Origin of the sequence: Gardnerella piotii (assembly GCF_003397585.1) — a bacterium.
Taxonomy (GTDB): Bacteria; Actinomycetota; Actinomycetes; order Actinomycetales; family Bifidobacteriaceae; genus Bifidobacterium; species Bifidobacterium piotii.
This window is the reverse complement of sequence record NZ_QJUV01000001.1, coordinates 1,136,262-1,157,202: the sequence shown is the minus strand read 5'-3', so window position 1 is coordinate 1,157,202 and position 20,941 is coordinate 1,136,262. Positions and strand designations below refer to the sequence as shown.

Below are 20,941 nucleotides of genomic sequence, written 5' to 3'. Positions count from 1 at the left end.
TGTTTGGGGGAGCGGCTTTTAAGTTATAAATTTGATTAAAAGGTGATTTGAATGTTTAATCATAAAAATCTTGATACAGACTTTGCGCTAATGCGTGATTTTGAAGATTTAAGGCTCCAATTTCCGATTTTAAGTCGCAAAGTACATTCAAAACCCTTGATTTACTTGGATTCTGCAGCAACTTCTCAAAAGCCGCAAGTTGTAATTAATGCCGAAAGCGAGTTTTACAAAACGATTAATGCTGGTGTTCATAGAGGCGCGCACGAGTTGGCAGCGCTTAGCACTGTTGCGTTTGAACAAGCGCGCGCAAAGGTTGCAAAACTCGTTGGTGCTTGTAGCAAAGAAGGCAGCGAAGAGATTGTTGTTACGCCTGGCGCTACAGGAGCGCTGAATCTTCTTGCTACTTCTATTGGAAACGCAACTATTAACTCTAGGTTAAATCGCCCTGGTTTTGCGGAAGATAACTTAACTTTGCGCCAGCATTTTGTGATTAATGAGGGGGATAATATTGTTGTTTCTCGCGCAGACCATCATTCCGTTTTATTGCCATTCCAAGAGCTTGCGATTCGCTCTGGCGCGGAGCTTCGATGGATCGATGTAAGTGAAGATGGTCGCGTGCGCGCAGACGCGGATTATTTGAGCACTGTTATTGATGAGCGCACGAAAATCGTTGCAGTTACGCATATTAGCAATGTTACGGGCGCAATCACGGATGTTTCGCCGATTTGCAAGCGCGCGCACCAGGTTGGGGCGATTTTTGTTCTTGACGCTTGCCAGTCCGTTCCGCATATTCCAGTTGATTTTCACGCGCTAGATGTTGATTTTGCAGCGTTTAGTGCTCATAAAATGTACGGACCTACGGGAGTTGGGTTCTTGTATGGTCGACGTAATCTTTTGAACGCTCTTCCACCAGCCAATTTTGGGGGATCTATGGTGGAGCTTGCGTGGCTTAACAAGCCAGCGCAATATATGCAAGCGCCTTACCGTTTTGAGGCGGGAACTCAGCCAGTTGCGCAAATGGTTGCTGCAGGAGTTGCAGCGGATTGGCTTTGCTCGTTGGGCATGAATCGAGTTGCAAAGCATGAGCAGGAACTTGCTGAGGAATTGCTTAAATTGCAAGATGTTCCAGGAGTTCGCGTGCTTGGCCCGCTTGATTTAAGCAAGCGCATTGCAACGGTTTCTTTTGAAGTTGAAGGAGTGCATCCGCATGACGTTGGCCAGTTTTTGGATGCGCAAGGAATTGCGATTCGCGTTGGGCATCATTGCGCTCAGCCGATTCATCGCCATTTTGGCGTGTATGCTTCGAATCGCGCGTCTGTTGGAGTTTATAACACAATCGAAGAAACTCGCGAATTAATCGAAGCTGTTTCCAAAGTTCGCGCATATTTTGGCGCATAGTCGTAATATTTTAATGCAAGGAGAGCGTATGTTTGATATGAGTTTTGATGATGACGGTAACGGTGCAAGTAGCGGATTAGAAAGCATGTATCAAGAAGTGATTTTAGATGCTGCTAGAAATCCGCACGGAAAGGCGCATTTTTTAAGCACGGAGAGCCTTTCTAAAGCAGAGTCGCAAGCAACCGATGAGCTAAAAAACGATTCTAATATAAAAATTACAAATCATCACGAAAATTGTGCTGTAGAAGCTAGTAAAGACTATGCATTTGGGGAATCTCATCAATTTAATCCAACTTGCGGAGATGAGGTTACTATGCACGTGGAACTCGCTAAAAACGTTGATAATTCAAGCAATGCGCTTATAAAAAGTATTAAGTGGGATGGCCACGGTTGCTCAATTTCGCAAGCGAGTCTTTCGATTATGGTTGATTTGGTTGATGGAAAAACTGTTGCGGATGCCTTGCGATTAGCCGCTCTTTTCCACAAGCTTATGGAATCTAGGGGAGTGGGATTAAAAAACGAGCAAGACGAAGATGAGTTGGAAGATGCAATGGTTTTTCAAGGCGTTTCTAAATATCCAATGCGAATCAAGTGTGCGTTGCTTGCGTGGGAAGGCTTAAAAGACGGTATTGCAAAGGCTATTGAGGCTTTATAAAATCGTATATGGCTTTATAAAATCGTAGTGTAACGCTAAAAATAAGGAACAAGATGGCAGAAAATCAAGCAGAATCAACTCTTAGCGCAAACAATATTGGGCGCGTAAGCGAGGAAGATATTCAAGAGGCTTTGCACAATGTTGTGGATCCAGAGCTTGGTATTGATGTTGTTGATTTGGGCTTAGTTTACGGGATTGAGATTGACGAGCTTGGTCGCGCGATTCTTACGATGACGCTTACGACGCCTGCTTGCCCGCTTACGGATTTGATTGAAGACGAGTGCGCGAGTGCGCTTGTTGGATTAGTGGACGAATTTAGGATTGATTGGACTTGGAAGCCGCGTTGGAGTGTTGAAAATATTACAGAAGATGGGCGCGCGCAGCTTGAGGCGCTTGGTTATAATTTGAACAATTTGCCTGCTAGCTTTGGCGCTGGGGTTGGTGTTTCTGGCGTTGGTGTTGGAGCTCCTGGTGCTTCTGGCGCTTCTGGAATGTCGTCCTATATTGGCGGAATTTCGCCAACCGAATAATTTAGGATTTTTAATGATTTGCACAGAAGATTTTTCGCCTAATTGCAATGATTTTAAGAATAGTGACGATTGCAAGAATAGCGATAATTTTATTAAGAATAGCGACGATTATTGCGATTTGTGCGCGCAAAAAATTGTTGAAAACAGCATAACAGATGTTGTTTTTGACTTGCATCTTCTTGTTGATTGGGATGCGCGCCGCACATTGGAGTCAGATTACCCAGATTATATTGGCGAAGTTCTGTTTAGTTACGAGCCAGAATGGGGTTTTGAGTTTCACGAAGCTTTGCGAGAGGCTGCATGGAGCAGCCAGCGCGCACTGGAATCGTTTAGTGAGCATCACGGTCCTGCTGTAACTTGGCTTTATCGCCTGTATTTTAAGAATTTTTCACGCGGATTTTTAGGGGAGCGAGCGCGTTTTGCGTCTTTTGCTCGCGATTTGATTGCAAAAGGTGTGCGCGTTTGGGCGTTGGGAAACGCTTCGCAAGAGTGGATTGATTGCGCGCGCGCAACTTGCCCAATACTTGGCGAGATAAATGGCGTTAGTGCATCTTGCGAATCTCATTTGCGCAAGCCGAATATTATGATTTATAGAGATTTTTTGAGCAAAAATGGTTTGAACGCATCTTCTACTGTTTTTGTTGAATCGGATTTGCGTAGCTTAAAAACTGCGCAAAGAATCGACTGTGCATTTGCAAAACTATTCACGCTATAGTTGCCTCAACATTTGTCGGCTGATTCAAGTGAATCGTAGCCATACATATGCACAGTATTTTCAATAATCATCTGAGTAAGATTTAGATTTTTTGCAAGCAAATCTTCTATAAAATCCTTATATTTAGCAAAAGTATCATCAGAATACGTGCTTAATTCTCCTCGCAAATACGTTTCAAAAGATGTATTTTCTTCTGTATCTTCGCTTGTTTTTAGAACGCGCATTGCAAGACCTAAATGAGGGTAGTGATTGCGAAAATCATTAGCCCACTTAACTTGCGTTAAAATAATCTTCTCTTGCTCGCTTTTTCTAGGCTCTAAAATCGGCTTAATATAAGGCTTAATTGTGCGCTCAAAAATTTCTGGCGCAGTAGACTCCATCATTCTTGCATATTTTTCTGTTATCAAATTTCTGCCATTGCTATTTGCGCGCTCAAGATCTTTTTTATAAGATTCTTGCAAATCCAGAGGCCAAGTTAAAAATTGGCTCATTCGCATAATGTGGAATGTTGGCCAGTTTCCTTGACAATTCGCGCGTCCGCCTTCGTTTTGCGTGAGCTGGAATTGCTGCCATTCTAGTTTTGTAATTTCTTCTGCAAGCTTTTGCGTTTTTGGATTTTGCGATTTTGAATTTGATAATGAATTGCACATCATAAGCTCCTTAAGCACGCAGCGCGCGAATTAATATGCGCTTCAACATACGGGCGTTGCCATTCTAAAAATGTTTCATTGCAATCGCTCAATCCTTGATATTTAAGCTCTTGCACTACTTCGTTGCACACGTTTTGAATAATCTCGTTTATTTTAGATTCAGCTTCGCTGCTGCCTTTTGTGCCTTCGCCAAATCCGATTCCGCCAAAGCACGCCGCGCTACTTAGTCGCATAAGCGATTCAAGTTGATTTGCTACGCCAGAAAGCCTAGACGCCATTCGCGCGCTTAGCTTGCGAAGTGCTGCAAATTGCCACTTATAATATGGCAAATATCCTGCACTTATTGGGTTATTTAGCAAGAATACGATTGAAGCGGTTGCGCGCACAAATTCGTTTATAGAAAGCCACGCTGCAGCTCCGTCTGTTCGCGCTAGCATTCGTGGAACATTGTATTGACCTGCTTGAGCCATCATGCCAAGCCTTCTAGAGATTAGCGAGATTCTCACATCGTCTGGCATAAGCTTAAAACTTTGACGCGTTTTGCTAAATTCTCCAAGTGGGTCTGCAAAAATTTGGCCGTTCGTAGCTGCAGCAAGTGTTGGCTCGCTTAGCGAAAGCCATAAATGCGGCTCGTCTTGGCTTGGAGCAGTAGCAAATCCCGTTATGTTTTCAAAAAATTCGCTTATGCTAAATACTCCGACTCGCTTGCTGCTTTCACATGATTTAGCGCGTGGAGTTTCTTCGCGAGAGCCAAAACCAGCGTATTCTTGCGGCAAATCGTTGTAAGCGGCTTGCAAATCATCGCCAATTTTCGCATAGTCTTCATCTGTAAGCCATAAGCAGAATCCTGGGCCAAAATCGTGGTCGCGCGAAATCTCGTCGTCAAATCCGTAGCATTCCGATCCGTGACCTACTAATCCTGCAGCTATGCGGTTTTTGTAGTCTCTAAATTTTGGTAATTCCAGTAGTTGCTTTCCGTAAGTTTGCCAATATTCTTTTGCAAGTTGCATGCCGTTTTTTATTTTTGGATTATCTTCTGCTTTTTTAGTTTTATTTGACTCTGGCTGCAGATCATCGGTTGCTTGCGATTTTTCCGCAGCGCACTGAATCGCATCCGCCATGCCGCTCGCCGTAAATTTTTCTGCTGCCTTCTGCGCTTGCTGCAAATTTTCCAACGTAATCGCGTACGACTCGCTATCTTTTCCGTAGCATTGTGCAATCAAATCAAGCGCTTTACTGTATGTGTCTACAGCGTCGGAATACTCTTTTCGTGCGTATTGAACTTGCGCAAAACCTGCCAAAGCTGATGCATAATGCGGCTGATTTTGGTTGTTTCCTGCAATGTACATGCGAATACTAGTTGAAGCGTGTTCAAAAGCAGAGTTAAGAGTAGTAGATTTGCTGTTCACGCTTTCGCTAGGCTTCGAACATTCTTGCAAAATCGCAAGCGCAAGATTCGTGTGAGTTGCTGCTATATCTATGTCTGTTGAAGGATCGATACTCGATTTTTGCAATATTTCAAGCGCAATATTAAGTTCATTAATTGCTTCGCTCGTGTTGCCTGTTTCGCTGTAAAGCATTGAAAGATTGTTGTGAAGGGCAGCGAGTTTTCTATCGTTTGGTTTTAGCGTTTTCGATGATTCTTTAATAGCTTGAGAATATATTTCTGTTGCGCGCTCATAGCTGCCCGCGGCTCGTAGGCTAGTAGCAGCGTTAATCAAAGTGGTTGTTCCAGCTTCGCTGCCTACTAAATCCATCTTTTTTGCTAAATCTAGCGCATTGTCAATGATTGGCTTGTTTTTTGCGTGTTCTCCTCTAGATCTATAAAATCCCATCAACTCGTTTAACGCGGATAGTTGCAATGCTTGAGCGTTCGCTTCTTCTTGGCTTGATTCTTGGTTTGATTCTTCTTGGTTTGCTTTTGCTTGCGATTGGTTTAGAGCATTTAGCAAATATTTTTCGATTTCTTGCGCGCTTGCGTGATTAGCAAACATACTGTCTAGTTCTTTATACAATTGCGAAACGCTTAACATTTAAGCCACCTTGCTTCTTGCGATTAAATTCCGTTTTGCTCACTACTCAATCATAGCGAATTATTTGTTTATAAGAGTGTTGCAATGCATGAGATTCTTGTTTTATTTTTAATAATTTGTAATAATTTTATATTAAATTTTTTTGTTTAAGATTAGTTTTTGTATAAAGAAGAATTATCTTTTAGGGAATTTTACATTTTTTGTTCCATTTTTTTTTTCTACTGGCTAGCATGGATATTAAGAGTGTGTATTCTTGCTGATTGAATAGGAAGATAAATGAGGAATAAGAGCGGGATTTATAAAATTGTGGCCATCTGTGCGTCTGTGATTGCTGCTCTGGCAATGCTAGTTCCGACCGTTACTAGTGCTGTTGGCTTGTCTGGTAGTCAGAGATCTACGCAGAAATTAGACCAGCAATCTCCTTCGGATTCTACTCATACTTTATCTAGCAGTTCTTTTTCTGCTTCCCAATCTAGGTCATCAGATGCGGATTCGCAGCCTTTAAACTGGACTACAGATTCTGATCGCAATCTTAAATATGGATTAGGCGGAGAAAGTAATTCAGTTTTGCATTTACAAGCAAATAATTCTAATGATTCTGTTAATGCAAGTAATCTTAAAGATTTGCTTAATAATAATGATAGATACAAAAGTGTTAAAAAGGTTGTTATAGACGGAAATGATTTTAAAATAAATAATGCAGAGAGTATGTTTTTTGATTTTTCTAGTCTTGAGTCTGTAAAAGGCTTAAACAAGATACAGTTCGTCAAAAAAGATAAAAAAGCTGTAAACATTTCTAAAATGTTTTATAGTTGCGGTAATTTGCTAAGCTTAACTGGCATTGAAAACTGGAATATGGAAAATGTTGAAGACGCTAGTTTGATGTTTGCTTATTGCAAAAAATTAGAATCAATTGATTTATCCAAGTGGCAGAAAGTTAATATAAGTAATGCTAGTGGCATGTTTCAAATGTGTTCTAATTTAGAAAGTGTTAAGTTATTTGCTTCCCAAAGTGGAAAGTTAACAAAAATAAATGATATGTTCAACATGGGCTGGAGGGGTCAATCTAAGCTTTCAAGTGTAGAAGGTTTAGAAAAATTGAATACCAAAAATGTGACAACTATGGAGGAAATGTTTTACTTTACTTCAAAACTAAAAGAGATTAATGGCATAAAAGATTGGGATACCTTAAAAGCTGAAGATATGGAAGGAATGTTCCAGGGTAGCGGAGTTGAAGTTTTAGATTTAAGTAAGTGGAAGTTTCAGAATAAAAGTATTCCTGAACAGGGAACTGATGACACAGTGCATCATTCTATAGGTGCTATGTTTAATTCGGTAGGGCTTCGAGATTTATCCCTTCCTGCAAATAAAAAAGAGCAACCAAAAGTATATGATTATACTGATCCAAACACGGCTGGTAATGCTACGTATGATGTTTTAGATAGCAGAGGCAATCTTTCAAAAGCTTTTATATCTGGTCTTGTTCCTGGTATTTGGAGAATATTTGGTGGTAAATCAGGTAAAACTCCTGGTGAAAATCTTATTCAAAATGATGGAAAACAAAATGTTCTTCGCATAGTTCGAGATTATATTAAAGTTACCTTCAATACTACGTATAATAATGATTATCTTGTTTGTTCTGTTGACGCATTGCAAGGTCTTGTGCAGTTTAAAGTAGGTTCAAATACAAGATATAGACTTAAGTCTTATGAATTGCATAGTGGTGATTATGAAGCTAAATTCTTGAATTGTCATCATGAATATAGTAATGATAATTTTGATAAAACAGATACAGATGAACAAAGCGATACAAAAGATTTAAGTATAAAGAAGGAAGAATTAGCAAAGTATGCAGAAAGCATAGGCTTAAGTTATACCGCTAAGATAATTCGTAATTCTAAGAGTAGTTCTATTTCGGCATTAAAGAATCTTCTCAAAGAAGCAGAGTCTTCTAGGTCTGCTCCTATGACTTTTAATCAAGTAAAAGCTGTTCTTGGAATTGATAAGAAGGATACTGTTGTTTGGGATATTAATAAGGTTGCTCCTTATGATTTTATTGCGCAAGATTCTGAAACAGGTGTTTATAGTCCATCAAATAAGAGTAGTAGTAATTCTTTATTCGTTAGATCAAAATTTGAACAGTTTATTCCAGACGATAAAGTTGTAAAAAATACGCGTTTATACGCATGGGTTGATGCAACGTTTACTGCAACGATTAAGAACGCTAAGAAGCCAGATAAGCCTAGACCATGCATTCCGCAGATTATAAACCCTGCTCCAAACCCTGCTCCAGCGCCTCTTCCAGAGCCAAAACAAGAGTTGAAGCCTGATCCTACTCCAGATCTTGGCGGATTTAGTGGTTTTGGCGGAAAGCCTGCAATACCAAATAATACGCCAGGGCAAAGTAAGTGCATATGCCATAATGCTCAAGAAAATAAGCCTAATAAGAGCGATGATTTTTCTAGTGACGGCGCGCGTAGAGGGTATTTAATAACTACTGGAACTGCAGCAATATGTTGGGTTATTTCTTCAATTGCTGCACTGTTTGCTGGATTCTTTGCTGGTCTTGCAATTGCAACTCGTAAATTCGCTGCCAGATAGTTAGCAAGTGGTTAACTAAAACGCTTGCGCTAGTGCAAAAATCAAAAGTCGGGCTGGTGGGATTTGAACCCGCGGCCTCTTCGTCCCGAACGAAGCGCGCTACCAAACTGCGCTACAGCCCGATGTTAAACTCGTACAAAATATTTTCGTACAAAACTTTAACAACGTCCGCAATGTTACAGGCTGGCGCATACAAATATTTTGTTGCGCTTGCTTATCTTGTGTCCTTAGCTGTATTACCTAGTAGCTACAATTAGCGTCTATGAGTGACACGAATACTACAATGCTTGCCGCGCAAAACGCCGCAGCAGAAAATGACGCAACAGATAACGCCAACGAAATCGACACCGTTGAGCATGCTGAAATGCTACTCGCGCAAGACGAGGCAATCGCCAAGCGTGTAAACGAAGGCGCAAGCCTGGATGAAGCAATTGATCCAAGCAATAAAGAGTTTGGTCCTCTTGCTCACCCAGAGCAGGTGCAAATGCGCGTTGCAAAGCGTGCGATGATGCTTAAGGAAGGTGTACAACCATACCCAGTGCATCTTAACGTTACGGATACAATCGAAAAAGTGCGTGCCGATTTTGATGGCAAGCTTCAAGCTGGCGAAGAAACCGATACTGAGGTTGGTATTGCTGGCCGCGTTCTCTTCTTGCGTAACGCTGGCGGCTTGTGCTTCGTTAAGCTTGCTGCAGGAGATGGCACCACGATTCAGGCAATGGTTTCCAAGAAGGAAATCGGTGAAGAATCAATTAAGAGCTTCAAGCAGATGGTTGATTTGGGCGACCATTTGTATGTTCGCGGTCGCGTGATTTCTTCTAAGACTGGCGAGCTTTCTGTATTCGCAACTGAGTGGGCAATTGCAGCTAAGGCTTTGCAGCCACTTCCAGCTTTGCATAAGGAATTAAGCGACGATACTCGTACGCGCAAGCCATATATTGGCATGATTGCAGACGAGAAAATTCGCGATATGGTTCGTAGGCGTTCGCATGCTGTGGCTTCTCTTCGCCGCACTTTCGACAGCCACGACTTCTTGGAAGTCGAAACTCCAATGTTGCAAACGGTTCACGGCGGTGCTGCTGCTCGTCCGTTTACAACTCACATGAACGCTTTCGACATTGATCTTTACTTGCGTATTGCTCCAGAACTTTTCCTTAAGCGCTGCTTGGTTGGTGGTATTGATCGCGTGTTTGAAATCAACCGTGATTTTAGAAACGAAGGCGTGGATGCAACTCACGCTCCAGAGTTTACAATGCTCGAGGCATACCAGGCTTACGGCACTTACGATACTATTGGTGCTCTTACTAAAGAGCTGATTCAAAAGGCTGCGCTAGACGCATTCGGTTCCACTAAGGTGACTTTGCTTAACGGCGAAGAGTACGATTTTGGCGGCGAATGGAAGCAAATCACTATGTATGGCTCGCTTAGCGAGGCTTTGGGTGAGGAGATTACGCCAGAAACTTCCGTTGAGCATTTGGGCGCAATCGCAGACAAGCTTGGCGTTGAGCGCGACGAAGTAGAGAATCACGGCAAGTTGGTTGAGCACTTGTGGGAGCACTTCTACGAGGATAAGCTTTATGAGCCAACATTTGTGCGTGACTTCCCAGTGGAGACCAGCCCTCTTGTTAAGGGTCACCGCACAAAGCCAGGAATGGTTGAAAAGTGGGATTTGTATGTGCGCGGCTTTGAGCTTGCAACAGGCTACTCCGAGCTTAACGATCCTGTTGTGCAGCGCGAGCGCTTTGTTGCTCAAGCTAAGGATGCTTTGGCTGGAGACGTTGAGGCAATGGATATTGACGAGGACTTTATTGAGGCTCTCGGCGTTGGTATGCCTCCTGCTGGCGGCATGGGAATGGGAATTGATCGCTTGCTAATCGCGCTTACGGGCGCAACCATTCGCGAGACGATTACCTTCCCACTCGTAAAGCCACTTCGCTAGTTGTGATTATCGCTAGTTGTATTAGTTATAATCAGTTGAATTAATCTTAAAAGTCGTTGAATGCTATTCAAGTGTTCGGCGACTTTTTTGATTAAATTTTTCGTGTTTGTTTACTTTTTGTAAGTAGTCGTACGAAACGAATAGACTAGGTAATTATGACATATAAATTAGTATTGCTCCGACATGGTCAGAGCGCATGGAATAAGACCAATCAGTTCACTGGTTGGGTTGATGTACCGCTCACTGAGCAGGGTGTTGAGGAAGCTAAGCATGGTGGCGAGCTTCTTAAAGAGAAGAACGTTCTTCCAGACATCGTGTTCACTTCTTTGCTTCGTCGTGCTATCAACACCGCGAATTACGCGCTTGATGCAGCAGACCGCTTGTGGATTCCAGTTCGTCGCAGCTGGCGTTTGAACGAGCGTCACTATGGCGCTTTGCAAGGCAAGAACAAGTCTGAGATTCGTCAGGAATATGGCGATGAGAAGTTTATGATTTGGCGTCGTTCTTACGCAACTCCACCTCCACAGATCGATCCAAACGACGAGTATTCTCAAACGAATGATCCTCGTTACGCAGGCGACCCAGTTCCAGAAACTGAAGCTTTGGCAAACGTTGTGACTCGCGTAACTCCTTACTGGGAGTCCGATATTGTTCCAGAGCTTAAGTCTGGCAAGACTGTAATGATTGCAGCTCACGGCAACAGCTTGCGCGCAATCGTTAAGATGCTCGACAACTTGAGCGAAGAAGAGATTTCCAAGGTGAATATTCCAACGGCTATTCCTCTTCTTTACGAGTTGGACGAGAACTTTAAGCCAATCAAGCCTCGCGGCGAGTATTTGGATCCAGAAGCTGCTGCTGCTGGTGCTGCTGCCGTGGCTGCTCAAGGTCAAAAGTGAGTTTGATTAGCTTAAGTTAGCTTAATTATCTTAAATTAACTTAAATAAAAAGTAGGTTTGCAAAATTAATTGCAAGCCTACTTTTGTTTTACAAGCTACGTTTTAGGTTTCTATTCAAAAATCGTGTTCTACGCCACTTGTGTTTTATGCTACAACTGTGTCTTTGTCTGGTTCTGGCTTCTTAGTTGGGTCAAATCCCGAAACAATAAATACAACTTGCCTTGCTGCAGCAACTGAATGATCGCCTATGCGTTCCATGAATCTGCTTAGAAGCACCAAGTCAATCAACTGTTTTCTAGTGCCGTTCCAATCTTCGCCTTCTACAAGAGCAAAAATATCTTCGTGCAACTTATCCATTACGTCGTCGCCGTGAATAATTGCATCTGCTACATTAACGTCTCTATTTGAAAGCATGTCTGTTAATTGACCTGCAAGAACATGCAAAAAGTCAACCATTTTTTCAACAGTTTCTTTTGCTTGACTTGGTATTGCACAATCAGGCCATGTGCGTCTTGCGATTTGCGCAACGTGACTTGTTAAATCGCCCATGCGCTCAAAAGTTGCAGCAAGCCTCATAGTTGCAACTACTTCTCGCAAATCTGTTGCAACTGGATTTTGACGTGCAAGCAATATTAAGCATTGATCTACAACGTTTGCTTCTAGTGCGTCTAGCTTTGCGTCGTTATCTATAACCGTTTGCGCAGCTTCTAAGTCTGCGTTTACTAGAGCGCTTCCAGCATCGTTCATGGCTCTTGCAACAAACTCTGCCATGCGTTCAATGTTTAATGCAACTGCCTTCATCTCTTCGTTGAAAATCACTCGCATGGTGTGTCCTTTCTTGCGTTCAATCGCGCTAAATTGCATTGGAGCATATTCGCGTTTGTTTAGATTGCCCTAATCAAGTATAGACTACTGTGCGCACGTGCGTTAAACGTATTAGTCGCTTAAATGTGAGCGCGTTAGAGTATTCTTTAAGAGTATGCTTCAAGATTCGCCGTATTCGCCTTTAATGGTGTTTGTTGTTTTCGCTTTGATTGCACTTTGTGTTGCAATTGTTGTTGTTATGTTTGCTTTTGACTTTGTTCTATCAACATTTCGTAATGTTTTTGTTCCATTTTTTGATTCTACTTTTAGTCGTATTTTTATGACTTTTAGACGTGGTTTTAAGCGCATTTTTCGCATCATTTTTCATAAGAAAATGCAAAAAGTTTTAGGCGATTCCGACTTTGATTCCGATTCCGACTTTGATATAGACGATAGTTCCGAAGACATTAGCTCCGACGCTTGCGCTGTTTTAGCTATGCTTCCAGGAGCTACGATTGTTGTTGATAAAAATAACGACGTTTTGCGCGCAAGTTCACAAAGCTACACTCTTGGAGTTGTTTTAGACGATTCGATTGTTCAGCCGCGCGTTTTGCAAGCTGTAAATAATGTGCGTTTCTCTGGAGGCTATGAAAGTTTTGATTTAGTGACTTTTACTCCCAAACAATATGTAACTATTAGTGAAGATAGTGATTGTTATGTAGATAATGTAGATAATGTAGATAAAACTTCGTATTTGCAATCTTCGGCTGCTTTCGATTCTTCATCAACACAATCTAGCGATTCCGCGTCTAGTCCTTCTACAATTTCTAGACCTAACTGGCTTAATATTACAGTTGGAAGTGTTGGAACAGGCAAAGTCGTTGTTGTTATAAACGATTCCAGTGCTGAGCATCTTTTTGAGCAAACGCGTAACGATTTTATAAACAATGTTTCCAATCAACTTATTAGCTCAACACGCATGATTTCCAGCCTTACTAATGTTTTGCAAAGCAAAGATGTTAACGCAAGTCGCATTAAAGATATTGCTGCGTCTGCTCAAAAATCGTCTAAACACTTGGAACATATGTTAGAAGATTTGCTTCTTCTTATGCGGGCGCAAAGTCCTATTGATACTTCAAAAGCTAGTGTTGTAAACGTTTTGAAAGTGTTGGAAGATGTTAAAAATCTTGTTTCTGCTCTTTCGTCTAGTAAAAATATTCGCGTAATTATTAAAGCAGATTCTTCACTTAATGTTTTAGCGGATTCTAGTCAAATAAGCAGTGCGATTAGAAAACTTGTTGAAAATGCTATTATCTATTCTAACAAAAATAGTGTTGTTGCTCTTTGCGCTTTAAAGTCAGAAGATAATCGATTTGCTGTGATTCGCGTTGTTGATTCTGGAATTGGTATTCCGCTAAAAGATCAGCCGCGTATTTTTGAACGTTTTTATAGGTCGAGTAATCAAAATGACTTTAGTAAAGACGGCGTTGGATTGGGTCTTGCTATTGCTAAGCACGTGGCTCTTACGCATCACGGTAGCATAACATTGTGGAGCAGACCTGGGCAGGGAACTACTGTTAATTTTGCTATTCCGCTTGCAAAGTAGTGTGCAAAATAGTTCTCTTAATTGTATTAAGCGTTTTACTTTCCTAGTCTTCTATAATCCCAGCGATCAAAGTGTTCCCAGATTAAAAGCAAAATTCCAATTACAAATCCACTAAGGCAAATTGCAGCAAAGAACCACAATAAAAAGTGTAAAATCGCAAGAATAACTGTGATTAATGATGCTATGAGCCAAATAATCGTTCCAGTCATAAATGCTTTGCACAAGTCCACGCGCAATGGCTTTGGTGCTTCTTTGCGTGCATCTGGATTAATAATTGGTGCTAGCTTCATATGATTAACCATACATCTTTGCGTGTTCAATATCAATTTTAAGAATTACATTGTGTATTGTGTTGTGTATTGTGTTGCGTATCCGTACCACATTGTATCCTTTAGATTTGTAAGTGTGAATTTGTGAATACATTTAGAAGATTTTAGGAGCGATTTTATGAAGCATGCTGAGCATGGTGCTAAAGCAAAGGGGCGGTTTAATTCGCCTTTTATGCTTTTTACTTCTGTGCGCGGTTCGCATGCATCTTCTAATAATCGTGCTGCAGCCGTTTTAGAAAATAATGGTGCTGTTGTAAGTCTAAAAGATATAAATCAAGAATTTGCTGTTTCTTTGTCTCGTCGCCAGCTTCGTTTAGCACGCGTTGCTAAAGAGCGTAAGAATCGTATGATTATTTCCGCTTCTTTGTTTGCATTAGTCGGAGCTGCTTTAACTTCTATGACGTTGAACAAGCCTAATAGCATGGATTCTTTGGCTTCTAAACCTTATTCTTCTAAGTTGAGTTTTGTAGACGATTCTTCTGCTCAAGCAGCGTCTCGTTCTAGTATGCGAGAAAGCATTAATCGCGCTAATAAATATTTGAACTTTAGCAGCGCAGTTGCTGGCCTTGAATCTGATTTAAGCGCATTTTCTACTAAGTCTTCTCATAAGTCTAAGTGGGATTTGGGTTCTAATTCCGATTTTAAGGTGTCGGAAATGTCTAAGTCTGCAGCAAATAATCCGAATGTTGCTGTTTTCTTGGATTCAGATGCAAAGATTGTTCCATCTGGTTTTAATCCAAATCACGATTCTGGCGATTCGGGAAATGCTTACGAATTTAGCCAATGCACTTGGTGGGTTTATGTTCGCAGGCATCAGCTTGGACTTCCAGTTGGCTCCAATATGGGAGACGGATGGATGTGGGGCCGGACTGCTCGCAAGCTTGGCTATTGGGTAGATAATACTCCTCGTCATGCTGGAGACATAATGGTGTTTGGCCGTGGTCAGGCTGGAGTTAACCGCGCTTATGGCCACGTTGCTATTGTGGAAAAGATTAATCAAGATGGTTCTATAGAAACATCTGAATCTAGCGCCGAATATCATGGTAGAACCTATTCAAGAGTCGTTAGCGCTAAAGATGCTTCCGCTTTTGAGTTTATTCACTACTAAATCTTTTAAGCATTACTCGCATAATATTTGATTTATCAACTTTTGTTGGTTTACTACGCGTTTTTAGGTGCTTTGTATTGTTAATGTGTTAACATCGCTAGTGATGGTTGAGCAAAAGATTAATCAAAATATTAAACAAAATAAGATTTTTTCTTCTATAGTTGCGGGAGCTGTATGCACAACTCTTCTTGCTACTATGGTTCCTTTTGCTTGTGCTTATGCAGAAGAGTCTGCAGTTACTTCTACGCGTTCCTTCCCTAAAGTCACATCTGTTAAGCGTGATTTATTAACAGAATCTACTTCTACAAGCGTTGATTCTAATTCGCATTGGGGTGGGATTGAGTCTTTAAATGTTCCTCAAACTAAAAGTGCTGCAGAGTTGGCGGCTCAGGCGGCTGCAGAAAATGCTCGTAATGCTGCTCGCAATAATGATGGCGATTACGATTCTGCTGCAAGCCGTTCTGGTGTTAGAGGAACATCGCAAAGCTATTTTGTTGCTCCTCCAGATGGTTCTTCTACGTCGGCAATGCTTAATTTTGCTGCTCAATTCTTAAACAAAGTGCCGTATCGTTCTGGTGGAACAACTCCTGCTGGCTGGGATTGCTCTGGCTTTGTACAATACGTTTTTGCAAATATGGGTGTTTCTTTGCCTAGAACTTCTGGCGCGCAAGCAACAGTTGGTACAGCTGTTCCAAGTCTTGCTCAAGCAGCTCCAGGAGATATTATTGCAAATGGTACTCACGCTGCGATTTACGTAGGCAACGGAATGGTTATTAATTCGCAATACGGCGGAACAAAATATAGCCCTATTCCTTATGTTTTTACATCTGCTTATTCCATTCGCCGAGTTTTTTAGCATAAGTTTTTGGCGTAAGTCGCAAGTTTTTTAGCGCTAATTTGAAAGTTGTAAGTCATAAGTTACAAATTTTCTGTGTTGCAATAGACTCAAAACAATTAAACGGCTATTGTAGTACTTAAGTAAAGATTGCAAAATTCGCGCAATGCTAGGAGGATCTAGATGACACAGAATGTTATTACACAAGAAAAAGCTGTTCTTGTAGGCGTTGATGGTTCTCATGCAAGCTATAAGGCTGTTTGGTGGGCGTCAAACTACGCTAAGCATGCTGGATTGCAGCTTCAAATTGTTTGCGCATACTCTTTGCCAAGTTATGCTGCTGTGTCTTTTGATGCAACTTACACTGCCATCGGAGACGATAATGTTGCTCATCAAGACGCTCAGGAGATTCTTTCTAAAGCCAAAGCTGTAGCTTTAGAGCAGGGTGTGGATGCAACAACTTTGATTGTTACTGGCGACCCGTCTTCTGTATTTGTGGAGCTTTCTAGAAACTATCAACTTATTGTTATTGGAAACCGTGGTAAAGGTGGATTAGCAGAGCGTTTACTTGGCACAACAAGTTCTTCGCTTCCAGCATACGCTTATTGCCCAATTGTTGTTGTGCCATATACAGATGATGATGGTCATAGAATCCACTTGAACAATAAGATTTCTAAGATTGCTGTTGGATCCGACGAATCTAAGTGGGGATTAAAAGCGCTTGAGATTGCTGCAGATTTGGCAGATAGTTGGAATGCTCAATTAGATGTGATTTCTGCTGTTCCTAGCGTTCAAGGAGCTGAGGGAGATACTGCAGTTATGGGGTCTTATATGGAAGATCTTGACGAGCGCGTAAAGCCGATTTTGCAACGCTTGCCAAACCTAAAGATTCATCGTTCTGTAGTTCCTGGTTCTGCTGTAAACGCTTTGACTCAAGCTAGCTTAAACAACGATTTGGTTGTTGTTGGCTCTAGGGGCAGGGGTGGATTTACTGGTCTGCTTCTTGGTTCTATTAGTCAAGGTTTGCTTCAGCATTCGTCTAGACCAGTGTATGTTGTTCCTCGTAAGTATGTGGAACTAAGCGCTGCGCAAGTAGCTCAGCAGTCTATGGCGAGTAGCAATGCATCGCCTATTGACTCTATTAATGGTGTTCATAAAGTTGATGTTCCAAAGGCTGGTGTTGAAGAAGCTAAGCAAATTGAGCAAACAATCGATCCGCTTCACTAAAGTAGTAACGCTAAGTAGTAACGCTAAGCGCTAAAACATAAATCGCGTATAAGGCACTAATTGTGTTTTATACGCGATTTTTTCAAACTTGTATTGTTAATATGCTTTTAGTTTTTCTTAAGCAAGAACCGCGCGCGTCTTGCCTCTCGAGCAGCGCGTTTTTTAGCAAGTTCTTGATTGTTAATGCTAATTGCACGCTCATAAATCTTAATTAACTCTTGAGCTTGCTTTTTAAAGTCATTGTTTTTTGAATATTCAAGAACATTTGCTTTTAGCTGCTCTTGCTCTTCTTTGCTCATATTAAGAACGCGGCTAAACACTTGCTTAAAGTCTTCTTTAGAATCCCATTGGTAACCATTTTTGCCACTAATAATTTGATTTTCATTAGGAGCGTCGTGCTTAACAAGCGCAAACAAGCCAGAGGCCATTGCCTCCAGCATAGAAAGCGAGTGCATCTCCGATAGGGAAGCGGTAGTGTAGTAGTCCATTGCGTGCAAATACTTAGGAATTTGCGTGTGTTCAATAGGGCCTAGAAGGTAAATTCTATCTTCAAATCCTTTGCTTGCTACCTTATTGCGCAAGTCCTCTAAATCAGGGCCTCCGCCAATAACAACAAGTCTAGCTAAATCGCGAGGAAAATCACAATACATAAAGTTGTCAATCAACTCGCTAATGTTCTTTTCGGCTCCGATTCTTCCAACAAAAACAAACAGCTTTGTAGAATCTGCAATGCCGTATTTTTTACGGAATTCTTCTCTAAAAGCAATTCGTTCTGGTGTTGGCAAGAACTTTTTGTATTCAACAGCATTGCTAAGAACAACAACCTTTTTATCAACTTTTTGGCGGTCAATATAAGCTTGAGCCTTAGCAGACATGCTGGTAATAATTGTTGCGTTCTTAGAAAATCGCGTAAAATATTTTGCCGATATATTCCTAGAAAACTCAGTAAAATGCTTTAGACCAATGTAAAACAGGAATTTATCGTATTCGGTGTGTAGTGTGTAAACAACAGGAACATGCTCTTTTTTGGCCACTTCTAGGCCTATTTCTCCAATGCCAAATTCGTTTTGAATGTGAATAACATCTGGCTTAAAGTTAATCGGGAACTTTTTGCGCATGTTTCCAATTGGAATTGCAACCCTATACTTGTAAAGCTTTTTCAAAAGAATGCCTGGAACGTACACAACGCCGTCTACAAGCTTGGTTTTACGTTGTTTTTCGGAGCCAACTGTAACAACAAGAACCTCATGACCAAGTTCCTCGTACATTTTTTTAAGCATGTAGGATTGTGTTGCTACGCCGTTTATGTATGGTGGATACGTTTCTGTAAAAATCGCGATTTTCAAAGTTTCCTCCGATTACATAAATAGCTCTAACAACGTTAAAAGTGTAGCATTGTGTTTAGCATTGTGCCACAAATTGTTATTTTTTGCCACTTTAGTGGCGTTTTTGAATCATCGGCTAGTGGCCATTTTTCCGCGTGCTAAGAGCGCTGGTGCAAATCTTCCCATTAATGCCGAATATTTACGCTAACTTGTACAAGTGCTCCGCGCTCAAGAGTGTGCTTAACTGTGCAACCTTTGCTAATATGCTTTTCCATACGCTCTTTTAGTGCTTGTGCATCTTCGTTAGTTAGCGCAGGCTTTGTGCTTGTAGCGTCTACTGTTAAGTCTTCTTGGAATCTTAAGTAAGTTCCTTCTTCTGGGTCGTAAGTGCCATTTACAACCACGCGCGCGCCTTTTCCTTCTCCAATCGCATGCTCAACAGCGTATTGGCTGCTTAAAGCTGTGCAACCAGCTAGAGCTATTTGCATTAGTTCTACGGGAGAAAATTGTCCTTCGCCTTTGCCAAATTTTAGTGTTGCTCCGTCTTCGCTTTTTGCAATCCAAGAGCCGTCTTCTAAACGCTCAACCCATATTCTTCTAGCCATTTTTGCTCCTTTGCGTTTGTTGTGCTTAGCTAAAACAATTATATAGAGATGCACAGTATAAGTATATTTGCACATGCATTGGTAGTGTTGAATTTAGCTAATGATAGAATAAACGTATGGCTTTAACTCAACAAGAACTTGCAAATTTGCGTGCGCGTGTGCCGCAAAAACCAGTGTCTAATATTCCTACTCCTTACGAGGATTTGGTTAGAAAAATCTTTATGGAAGGCACATTAAAATCAGATCGCACTGGTACGGGAACAATATCTCTTTTTGGTCAGCAAATTCGCTTTGACTTAAGCAAGAGTTTCCCTCTTATAACAACAAAAACCGTGTTCTTTAAGGGGCTTGCGTACGAGCTTCTTTGGTTCCTTAAAGGCTCTAGCAACGTGCGCTGGTTGCAAGAAAACGGCGTGCATATTTGGGATGAGTGGGCAGACGAAAATGGCGATTTAGGCCCTGTTTACGGCGTTCAGTGGAGGAGTTGGCCAGCGCCAACTGCGGAAAATCCAAATCGCACAATCGACCAGATTACAAACGTTATGGATCTTATTAAAAATCATCCGGATTCTAGAAGAATGATTGTTAGCGCTTGGAATCCTGCAGAAGTAGAGAATATGGCTTTGCCTCCATGCCACTCGCTTTTCCAGTTCTACGTTGCCGATGGCAAGCTTTCTTGCCAGCTTTACCAGCGTTCTTGCGATATGTTCCTTGGTGTGCCATTTAACATTGCGTCTTACTCGCTTTTAACAATGATGATGGCTCAGCAAGCAGGATTAGAGCCCGGAGAGTTCGTTTGGACTGGTGGCGATTGCCATATTTACGATAATCACGTTGAGCAAGTGCTTGAGCAGCTTTCGCGCGAGCCGTACCCGTATCCGCAGCTTGAGATTCGCAAAGCTGATTCTATTTTTAGCTACGACTATAGCGATTTTAAGGTTGTTGATTATAAGCATCATCCTACGATTAAAGCTCCTGTAGCTGTGTGAGCTTTTGGTTGTTTGCTTGTTTGCTTTGTTTAGTGATTGATTAGTAGGCTTACGTAGGAGTTTTATGACTAACAATATTCCCGTTCGTTTAATTTGGGGGCAAGCATACGATTTTGAAGGCCGTACAGGCGCTATGGGCGTTAATGGCGGTATGCCTTGGCGGCTTTCCCCAGATTTGCGCTATTTTAAGGCAATGACAATCTCTTGCCCGGTAATAATGGGTAGAGGAACTTGGGATTCTATGCCAGAAAAATTTAGGCCTCTTCCTGGTCGCGAAAATATTGTTGTTTCTAGGAATCCAGACTTTAATCCAAATGGAGCAAAAAGTTTTACAAATATTGAAGACGCAATATGCTACGCAAAAAAGTGGATTGAAGATAATCCTATTGAACTTGTAGATTCTTTGGATTTGCCAAAAGATGGCAGAGCAATTTGGATTATTGGTGGCGGCGCAATCTTTCGAGAAGTGATTGAGTCGCAAATTGTTGACGCATCTTATGTAACTCAAATTGACACTAGAGTAGAAGCAGATACGTTTGCTCCAAACATTCAAAAACTTGTGGATGATGGATTGTGGAAAGTTGCGCGCGATGGCGATTGGCAGGAATCGCCTATAAAAGTTGGCGCGAATCAATTTAACGCAAAATACAAGTTTATGGTTTATGAGCCAGTTAAATCTAAAAAATAAGCTAGATT

Annotated in this window: 19 protein-coding genes and 1 tRNA gene; 13 read left to right on the top strand and 7 right to left on the bottom strand. The window is 41.4% G+C overall.

The annotated features are described in order from the left end of the window. Nucleotides 1-51 precede the first annotated feature (51 nt). From D0T20_RS05060 to D0T20_RS06395, 4 genes are read left to right on the top strand one after another with little or no spacing between them, the layout of a single operon-like run. Nucleotides 52-1,398, top strand: a complete 1,347-nt coding sequence (locus D0T20_RS05060; RefSeq protein ID WP_116438585.1) for a SufS family cysteine desulfurase — start codon at nt 52-54, stop codon at nt 1,396-1,398. 28 nt (nt 1,399-1,426) lie between these two features. Then, nucleotides 1,427-2,053, top strand: a complete 627-nt coding sequence (gene sufU / locus D0T20_RS05055) for a Fe-S cluster assembly sulfur transfer protein SufU (protein WP_116438584.1) — start codon at nt 1,427-1,429, stop codon at nt 2,051-2,053. Between the two features lie 53 nt (nt 2,054-2,106). Continuing rightward, entirely contained in the window at nt 2,107-2,583 is a 477-nt protein-coding gene (locus D0T20_RS05050; RefSeq protein ID WP_016635688.1) for a metal-sulfur cluster assembly factor, read from the top strand. Nucleotides 2,584-2,596: 13 nt separating this feature from the next. Beyond that, on the top strand, nt 2,597-3,298 hold the full coding sequence (locus D0T20_RS06395; protein ID WP_162862693.1) for an HAD family hydrolase: 702 nt from the start codon (nt 2,597-2,599) through the stop codon (nt 3,296-3,298). Between the two features lie 5 nt (nt 3,299-3,303). Here D0T20_RS06395 and D0T20_RS05035 read toward each other — a convergent pair whose 3' ends face one another. Together D0T20_RS05035 and D0T20_RS05030 are read right to left on the bottom strand one after the other, a co-directional pair. Then, nucleotides 3,304-3,948 carry a DUF4125 family protein gene (locus tag D0T20_RS05035; RefSeq protein WP_162862692.1) on the bottom strand — a complete coding sequence of 215 codons (645 nt, stop codon included), beginning with the start codon at nt 3,946-3,948 and terminating at the stop codon, nt 3,304-3,306. Then, nucleotides 3,948-5,981 (bottom strand): DUF4037 domain-containing protein, encoded by a 2,034-nt coding sequence (locus D0T20_RS05030; protein ID WP_116438578.1) that lies wholly within the window; start codon nt 5,979-5,981, stop codon nt 3,948-3,950. Before D0T20_RS05030 ends, D0T20_RS05035 begins: the two co-directional genes overlap by 1 nt. Before the next feature lie 276 nt (nt 5,982-6,257). Between D0T20_RS05030 and D0T20_RS05025 the strand changes: the two genes are divergently transcribed. After that, nucleotides 6,258-8,582 carry a BspA family leucine-rich repeat surface protein gene (locus D0T20_RS05025; protein ID WP_116438577.1) on the top strand — a complete coding sequence of 775 codons (2,325 nt, stop codon included), beginning with the start codon at nt 6,258-6,260 and terminating at the stop codon, nt 8,580-8,582. 48 nt (nt 8,583-8,630) lie between these two features. Here the strand turns inward: D0T20_RS05025 and D0T20_RS05020 are convergent. After that, nucleotides 8,631-8,704, bottom strand: a tRNA-Pro gene (locus tag D0T20_RS05020). 140 nt (nt 8,705-8,844) lie between these two features. Here D0T20_RS05020 and lysS point away from each other — a divergent pair. Then, on the top strand, nt 8,845-10,521 hold the full coding sequence (lysS, locus tag D0T20_RS05015; RefSeq protein ID WP_016787416.1) for a lysine--tRNA ligase: 1,677 nt from the start codon (nt 8,845-8,847) through the stop codon (nt 10,519-10,521). Between the two features lie 155 nt (nt 10,522-10,676). After that, nucleotides 10,677-11,417 (top strand): phosphoglyceromutase, encoded by a 741-nt coding sequence (locus D0T20_RS05010; RefSeq protein ID WP_004130287.1) that lies wholly within the window; start codon nt 10,677-10,679, stop codon nt 11,415-11,417. A gap of 144 nt (nt 11,418-11,561) precedes the next feature. Here the strand turns inward: D0T20_RS05010 and phoU are convergent, their stop codons facing one another. Beyond that, the gene (phoU, locus tag D0T20_RS05005) at nt 11,562-12,242 is read right to left on the bottom strand and encodes a phosphate signaling complex protein PhoU (RefSeq protein ID WP_162862691.1); all 681 of its coding nucleotides are present in this window, start codon (nt 12,240-12,242) and stop codon (nt 11,562-11,564) included. 154 nt (nt 12,243-12,396) lie between these two features. On the opposite strand from phoU, the gene D0T20_RS05000 reads away from it, so the two are divergent. Beyond that, nucleotides 12,397-13,827: a sensor histidine kinase gene (locus D0T20_RS05000; protein ID WP_162862690.1), complete on the top strand. Its 1,431-nt coding sequence runs from the start codon at nt 12,397-12,399 to the stop codon at nt 13,825-13,827. A gap of 35 nt (nt 13,828-13,862) precedes the next feature. Here the strand turns inward: D0T20_RS05000 and D0T20_RS04995 are convergent, their stop codons facing one another. After that, on the bottom strand, nt 13,863-14,117 hold the full coding sequence (locus D0T20_RS04995; RefSeq protein WP_162862689.1) for a DUF2530 domain-containing protein: 255 nt from the start codon (nt 14,115-14,117) through the stop codon (nt 13,863-13,865). A 157-nt stretch (nt 14,118-14,274) separates the two neighbouring features. Between D0T20_RS04995 and D0T20_RS04990 the strand changes: the two genes are divergently transcribed. From D0T20_RS04990 to D0T20_RS04980, 3 genes are all read left to right on the top strand, one after another. Continuing rightward, the gene (locus tag D0T20_RS04990; protein WP_116438573.1) at nt 14,275-15,264 is read left to right on the top strand and encodes a CHAP domain-containing protein; all 990 of its coding nucleotides are present in this window, start codon (nt 14,275-14,277) and stop codon (nt 15,262-15,264) included. A gap of 103 nt (nt 15,265-15,367) precedes the next feature. Then, nucleotides 15,368-16,120 carry a C40 family peptidase gene (locus D0T20_RS04985; RefSeq protein WP_116438572.1) on the top strand — a complete coding sequence of 251 codons (753 nt, stop codon included), beginning with the start codon at nt 15,368-15,370 and terminating at the stop codon, nt 16,118-16,120. A gap of 162 nt (nt 16,121-16,282) precedes the next feature. Then, nucleotides 16,283-17,326, top strand: a complete 1,044-nt coding sequence (locus D0T20_RS04980) for a universal stress protein (RefSeq protein WP_016635970.1) — start codon at nt 16,283-16,285, stop codon at nt 17,324-17,326. A gap of 107 nt (nt 17,327-17,433) precedes the next feature. Here D0T20_RS04980 and D0T20_RS04975 read toward each other — a convergent pair whose 3' ends face one another. Together D0T20_RS04975 and D0T20_RS04970 are read right to left on the bottom strand one after the other, a co-directional pair. Further along, nucleotides 17,434-18,672, bottom strand: a complete 1,239-nt coding sequence (locus D0T20_RS04975; RefSeq protein ID WP_004130279.1) for a glycosyltransferase — start codon at nt 18,670-18,672, stop codon at nt 17,434-17,436. 164 nt (nt 18,673-18,836) lie between these two features. Then, nucleotides 18,837-19,256 carry an OsmC family protein gene (locus tag D0T20_RS04970; RefSeq protein ID WP_032818188.1) on the bottom strand — a complete coding sequence of 140 codons (420 nt, stop codon included), beginning with the start codon at nt 19,254-19,256 and terminating at the stop codon, nt 18,837-18,839. A gap of 116 nt (nt 19,257-19,372) precedes the next feature. On the opposite strand from D0T20_RS04970, the gene D0T20_RS04965 reads away from it, so the two are divergent. Together D0T20_RS04965 and D0T20_RS04960 are read left to right on the top strand one after the other, a co-directional pair. Next, nucleotides 19,373-20,245, top strand: a complete 873-nt coding sequence (locus tag D0T20_RS04965; RefSeq protein ID WP_116438570.1) for a thymidylate synthase — start codon at nt 19,373-19,375, stop codon at nt 20,243-20,245. A gap of 64 nt (nt 20,246-20,309) precedes the next feature. Continuing rightward, nucleotides 20,310-20,933 (top strand): dihydrofolate reductase, encoded by a 624-nt coding sequence (locus D0T20_RS04960; RefSeq protein WP_116438569.1) that lies wholly within the window; start codon nt 20,310-20,312, stop codon nt 20,931-20,933. Nucleotides 20,934-20,941 lie beyond the last annotated feature (8 nt).

What these genes read in the sequence shown, in the direction of transcription:
- D0T20_RS05035 (WP_162862692.1), bottom strand. Translation starts at nt 3,948, where the DNA reads ATGTGCAATTCATTATCAAATTCAAAATCGCAAAATCCAAAAACGCAA.
- D0T20_RS05050 (WP_016635688.1), top strand. Translation starts at nt 2,107, where the DNA reads ATGGCAGAAAATCAAGCAGAATCAACTCTTAGCGCAAACAATATTGGG.
- D0T20_RS04980 (WP_016635970.1), top strand. Translation starts at nt 16,283, where the DNA reads ATGACACAGAATGTTATTACACAAGAAAAAGCTGTTCTTGTAGGCGTT.
- phoU (WP_162862691.1), bottom strand. Translation starts at nt 12,242, where the DNA reads ATGCGAGTGATTTTCAACGAAGAGATGAAGGCAGTTGCATTAAACATT.
- D0T20_RS05010 (WP_004130287.1), top strand. Translation starts at nt 10,677, where the DNA reads ATGACATATAAATTAGTATTGCTCCGACATGGTCAGAGCGCATGGAAT.
- D0T20_RS04970 (WP_032818188.1), bottom strand. Translation starts at nt 19,256, where the DNA reads ATGGCTAGAAGAATATGGGTTGAGCGTTTAGAAGACGGCTCTTGGATT.
- D0T20_RS06395 (WP_162862693.1), top strand. Translation starts at nt 2,597, where the DNA reads ATGATTTGCACAGAAGATTTTTCGCCTAATTGCAATGATTTTAAGAAT.
- D0T20_RS04985 (WP_116438572.1), top strand. Translation starts at nt 15,368, where the DNA reads ATGGTTGAGCAAAAGATTAATCAAAATATTAAACAAAATAAGATTTTT.
- sufU (WP_116438584.1), top strand. Translation starts at nt 1,427, where the DNA reads ATGTTTGATATGAGTTTTGATGATGACGGTAACGGTGCAAGTAGCGGA.
- D0T20_RS04990 (WP_116438573.1), top strand. Translation starts at nt 14,275, where the DNA reads ATGAAGCATGCTGAGCATGGTGCTAAAGCAAAGGGGCGGTTTAATTCG.
- D0T20_RS04965 (WP_116438570.1), top strand. Translation starts at nt 19,373, where the DNA reads ATGGCTTTAACTCAACAAGAACTTGCAAATTTGCGTGCGCGTGTGCCG.
- D0T20_RS05000 (WP_162862690.1), top strand. Translation starts at nt 12,397, where the DNA reads ATGCTTCAAGATTCGCCGTATTCGCCTTTAATGGTGTTTGTTGTTTTC.
- D0T20_RS05060 (WP_116438585.1), top strand. Translation starts at nt 52, where the DNA reads ATGTTTAATCATAAAAATCTTGATACAGACTTTGCGCTAATGCGTGAT.
- D0T20_RS05025 (WP_116438577.1), top strand. Translation starts at nt 6,258, where the DNA reads ATGAGGAATAAGAGCGGGATTTATAAAATTGTGGCCATCTGTGCGTCT.
- D0T20_RS05030 (WP_116438578.1), bottom strand. Translation starts at nt 5,981, where the DNA reads ATGTTAAGCGTTTCGCAATTGTATAAAGAACTAGACAGTATGTTTGCT.
- D0T20_RS04995 (WP_162862689.1), bottom strand. Translation starts at nt 14,117, where the DNA reads ATGAAGCTAGCACCAATTATTAATCCAGATGCACGCAAAGAAGCACCA.
- lysS (WP_016787416.1), top strand. Translation starts at nt 8,845, where the DNA reads ATGAGTGACACGAATACTACAATGCTTGCCGCGCAAAACGCCGCAGCA.
- D0T20_RS04960 (WP_116438569.1), top strand. Translation starts at nt 20,310, where the DNA reads ATGACTAACAATATTCCCGTTCGTTTAATTTGGGGGCAAGCATACGAT.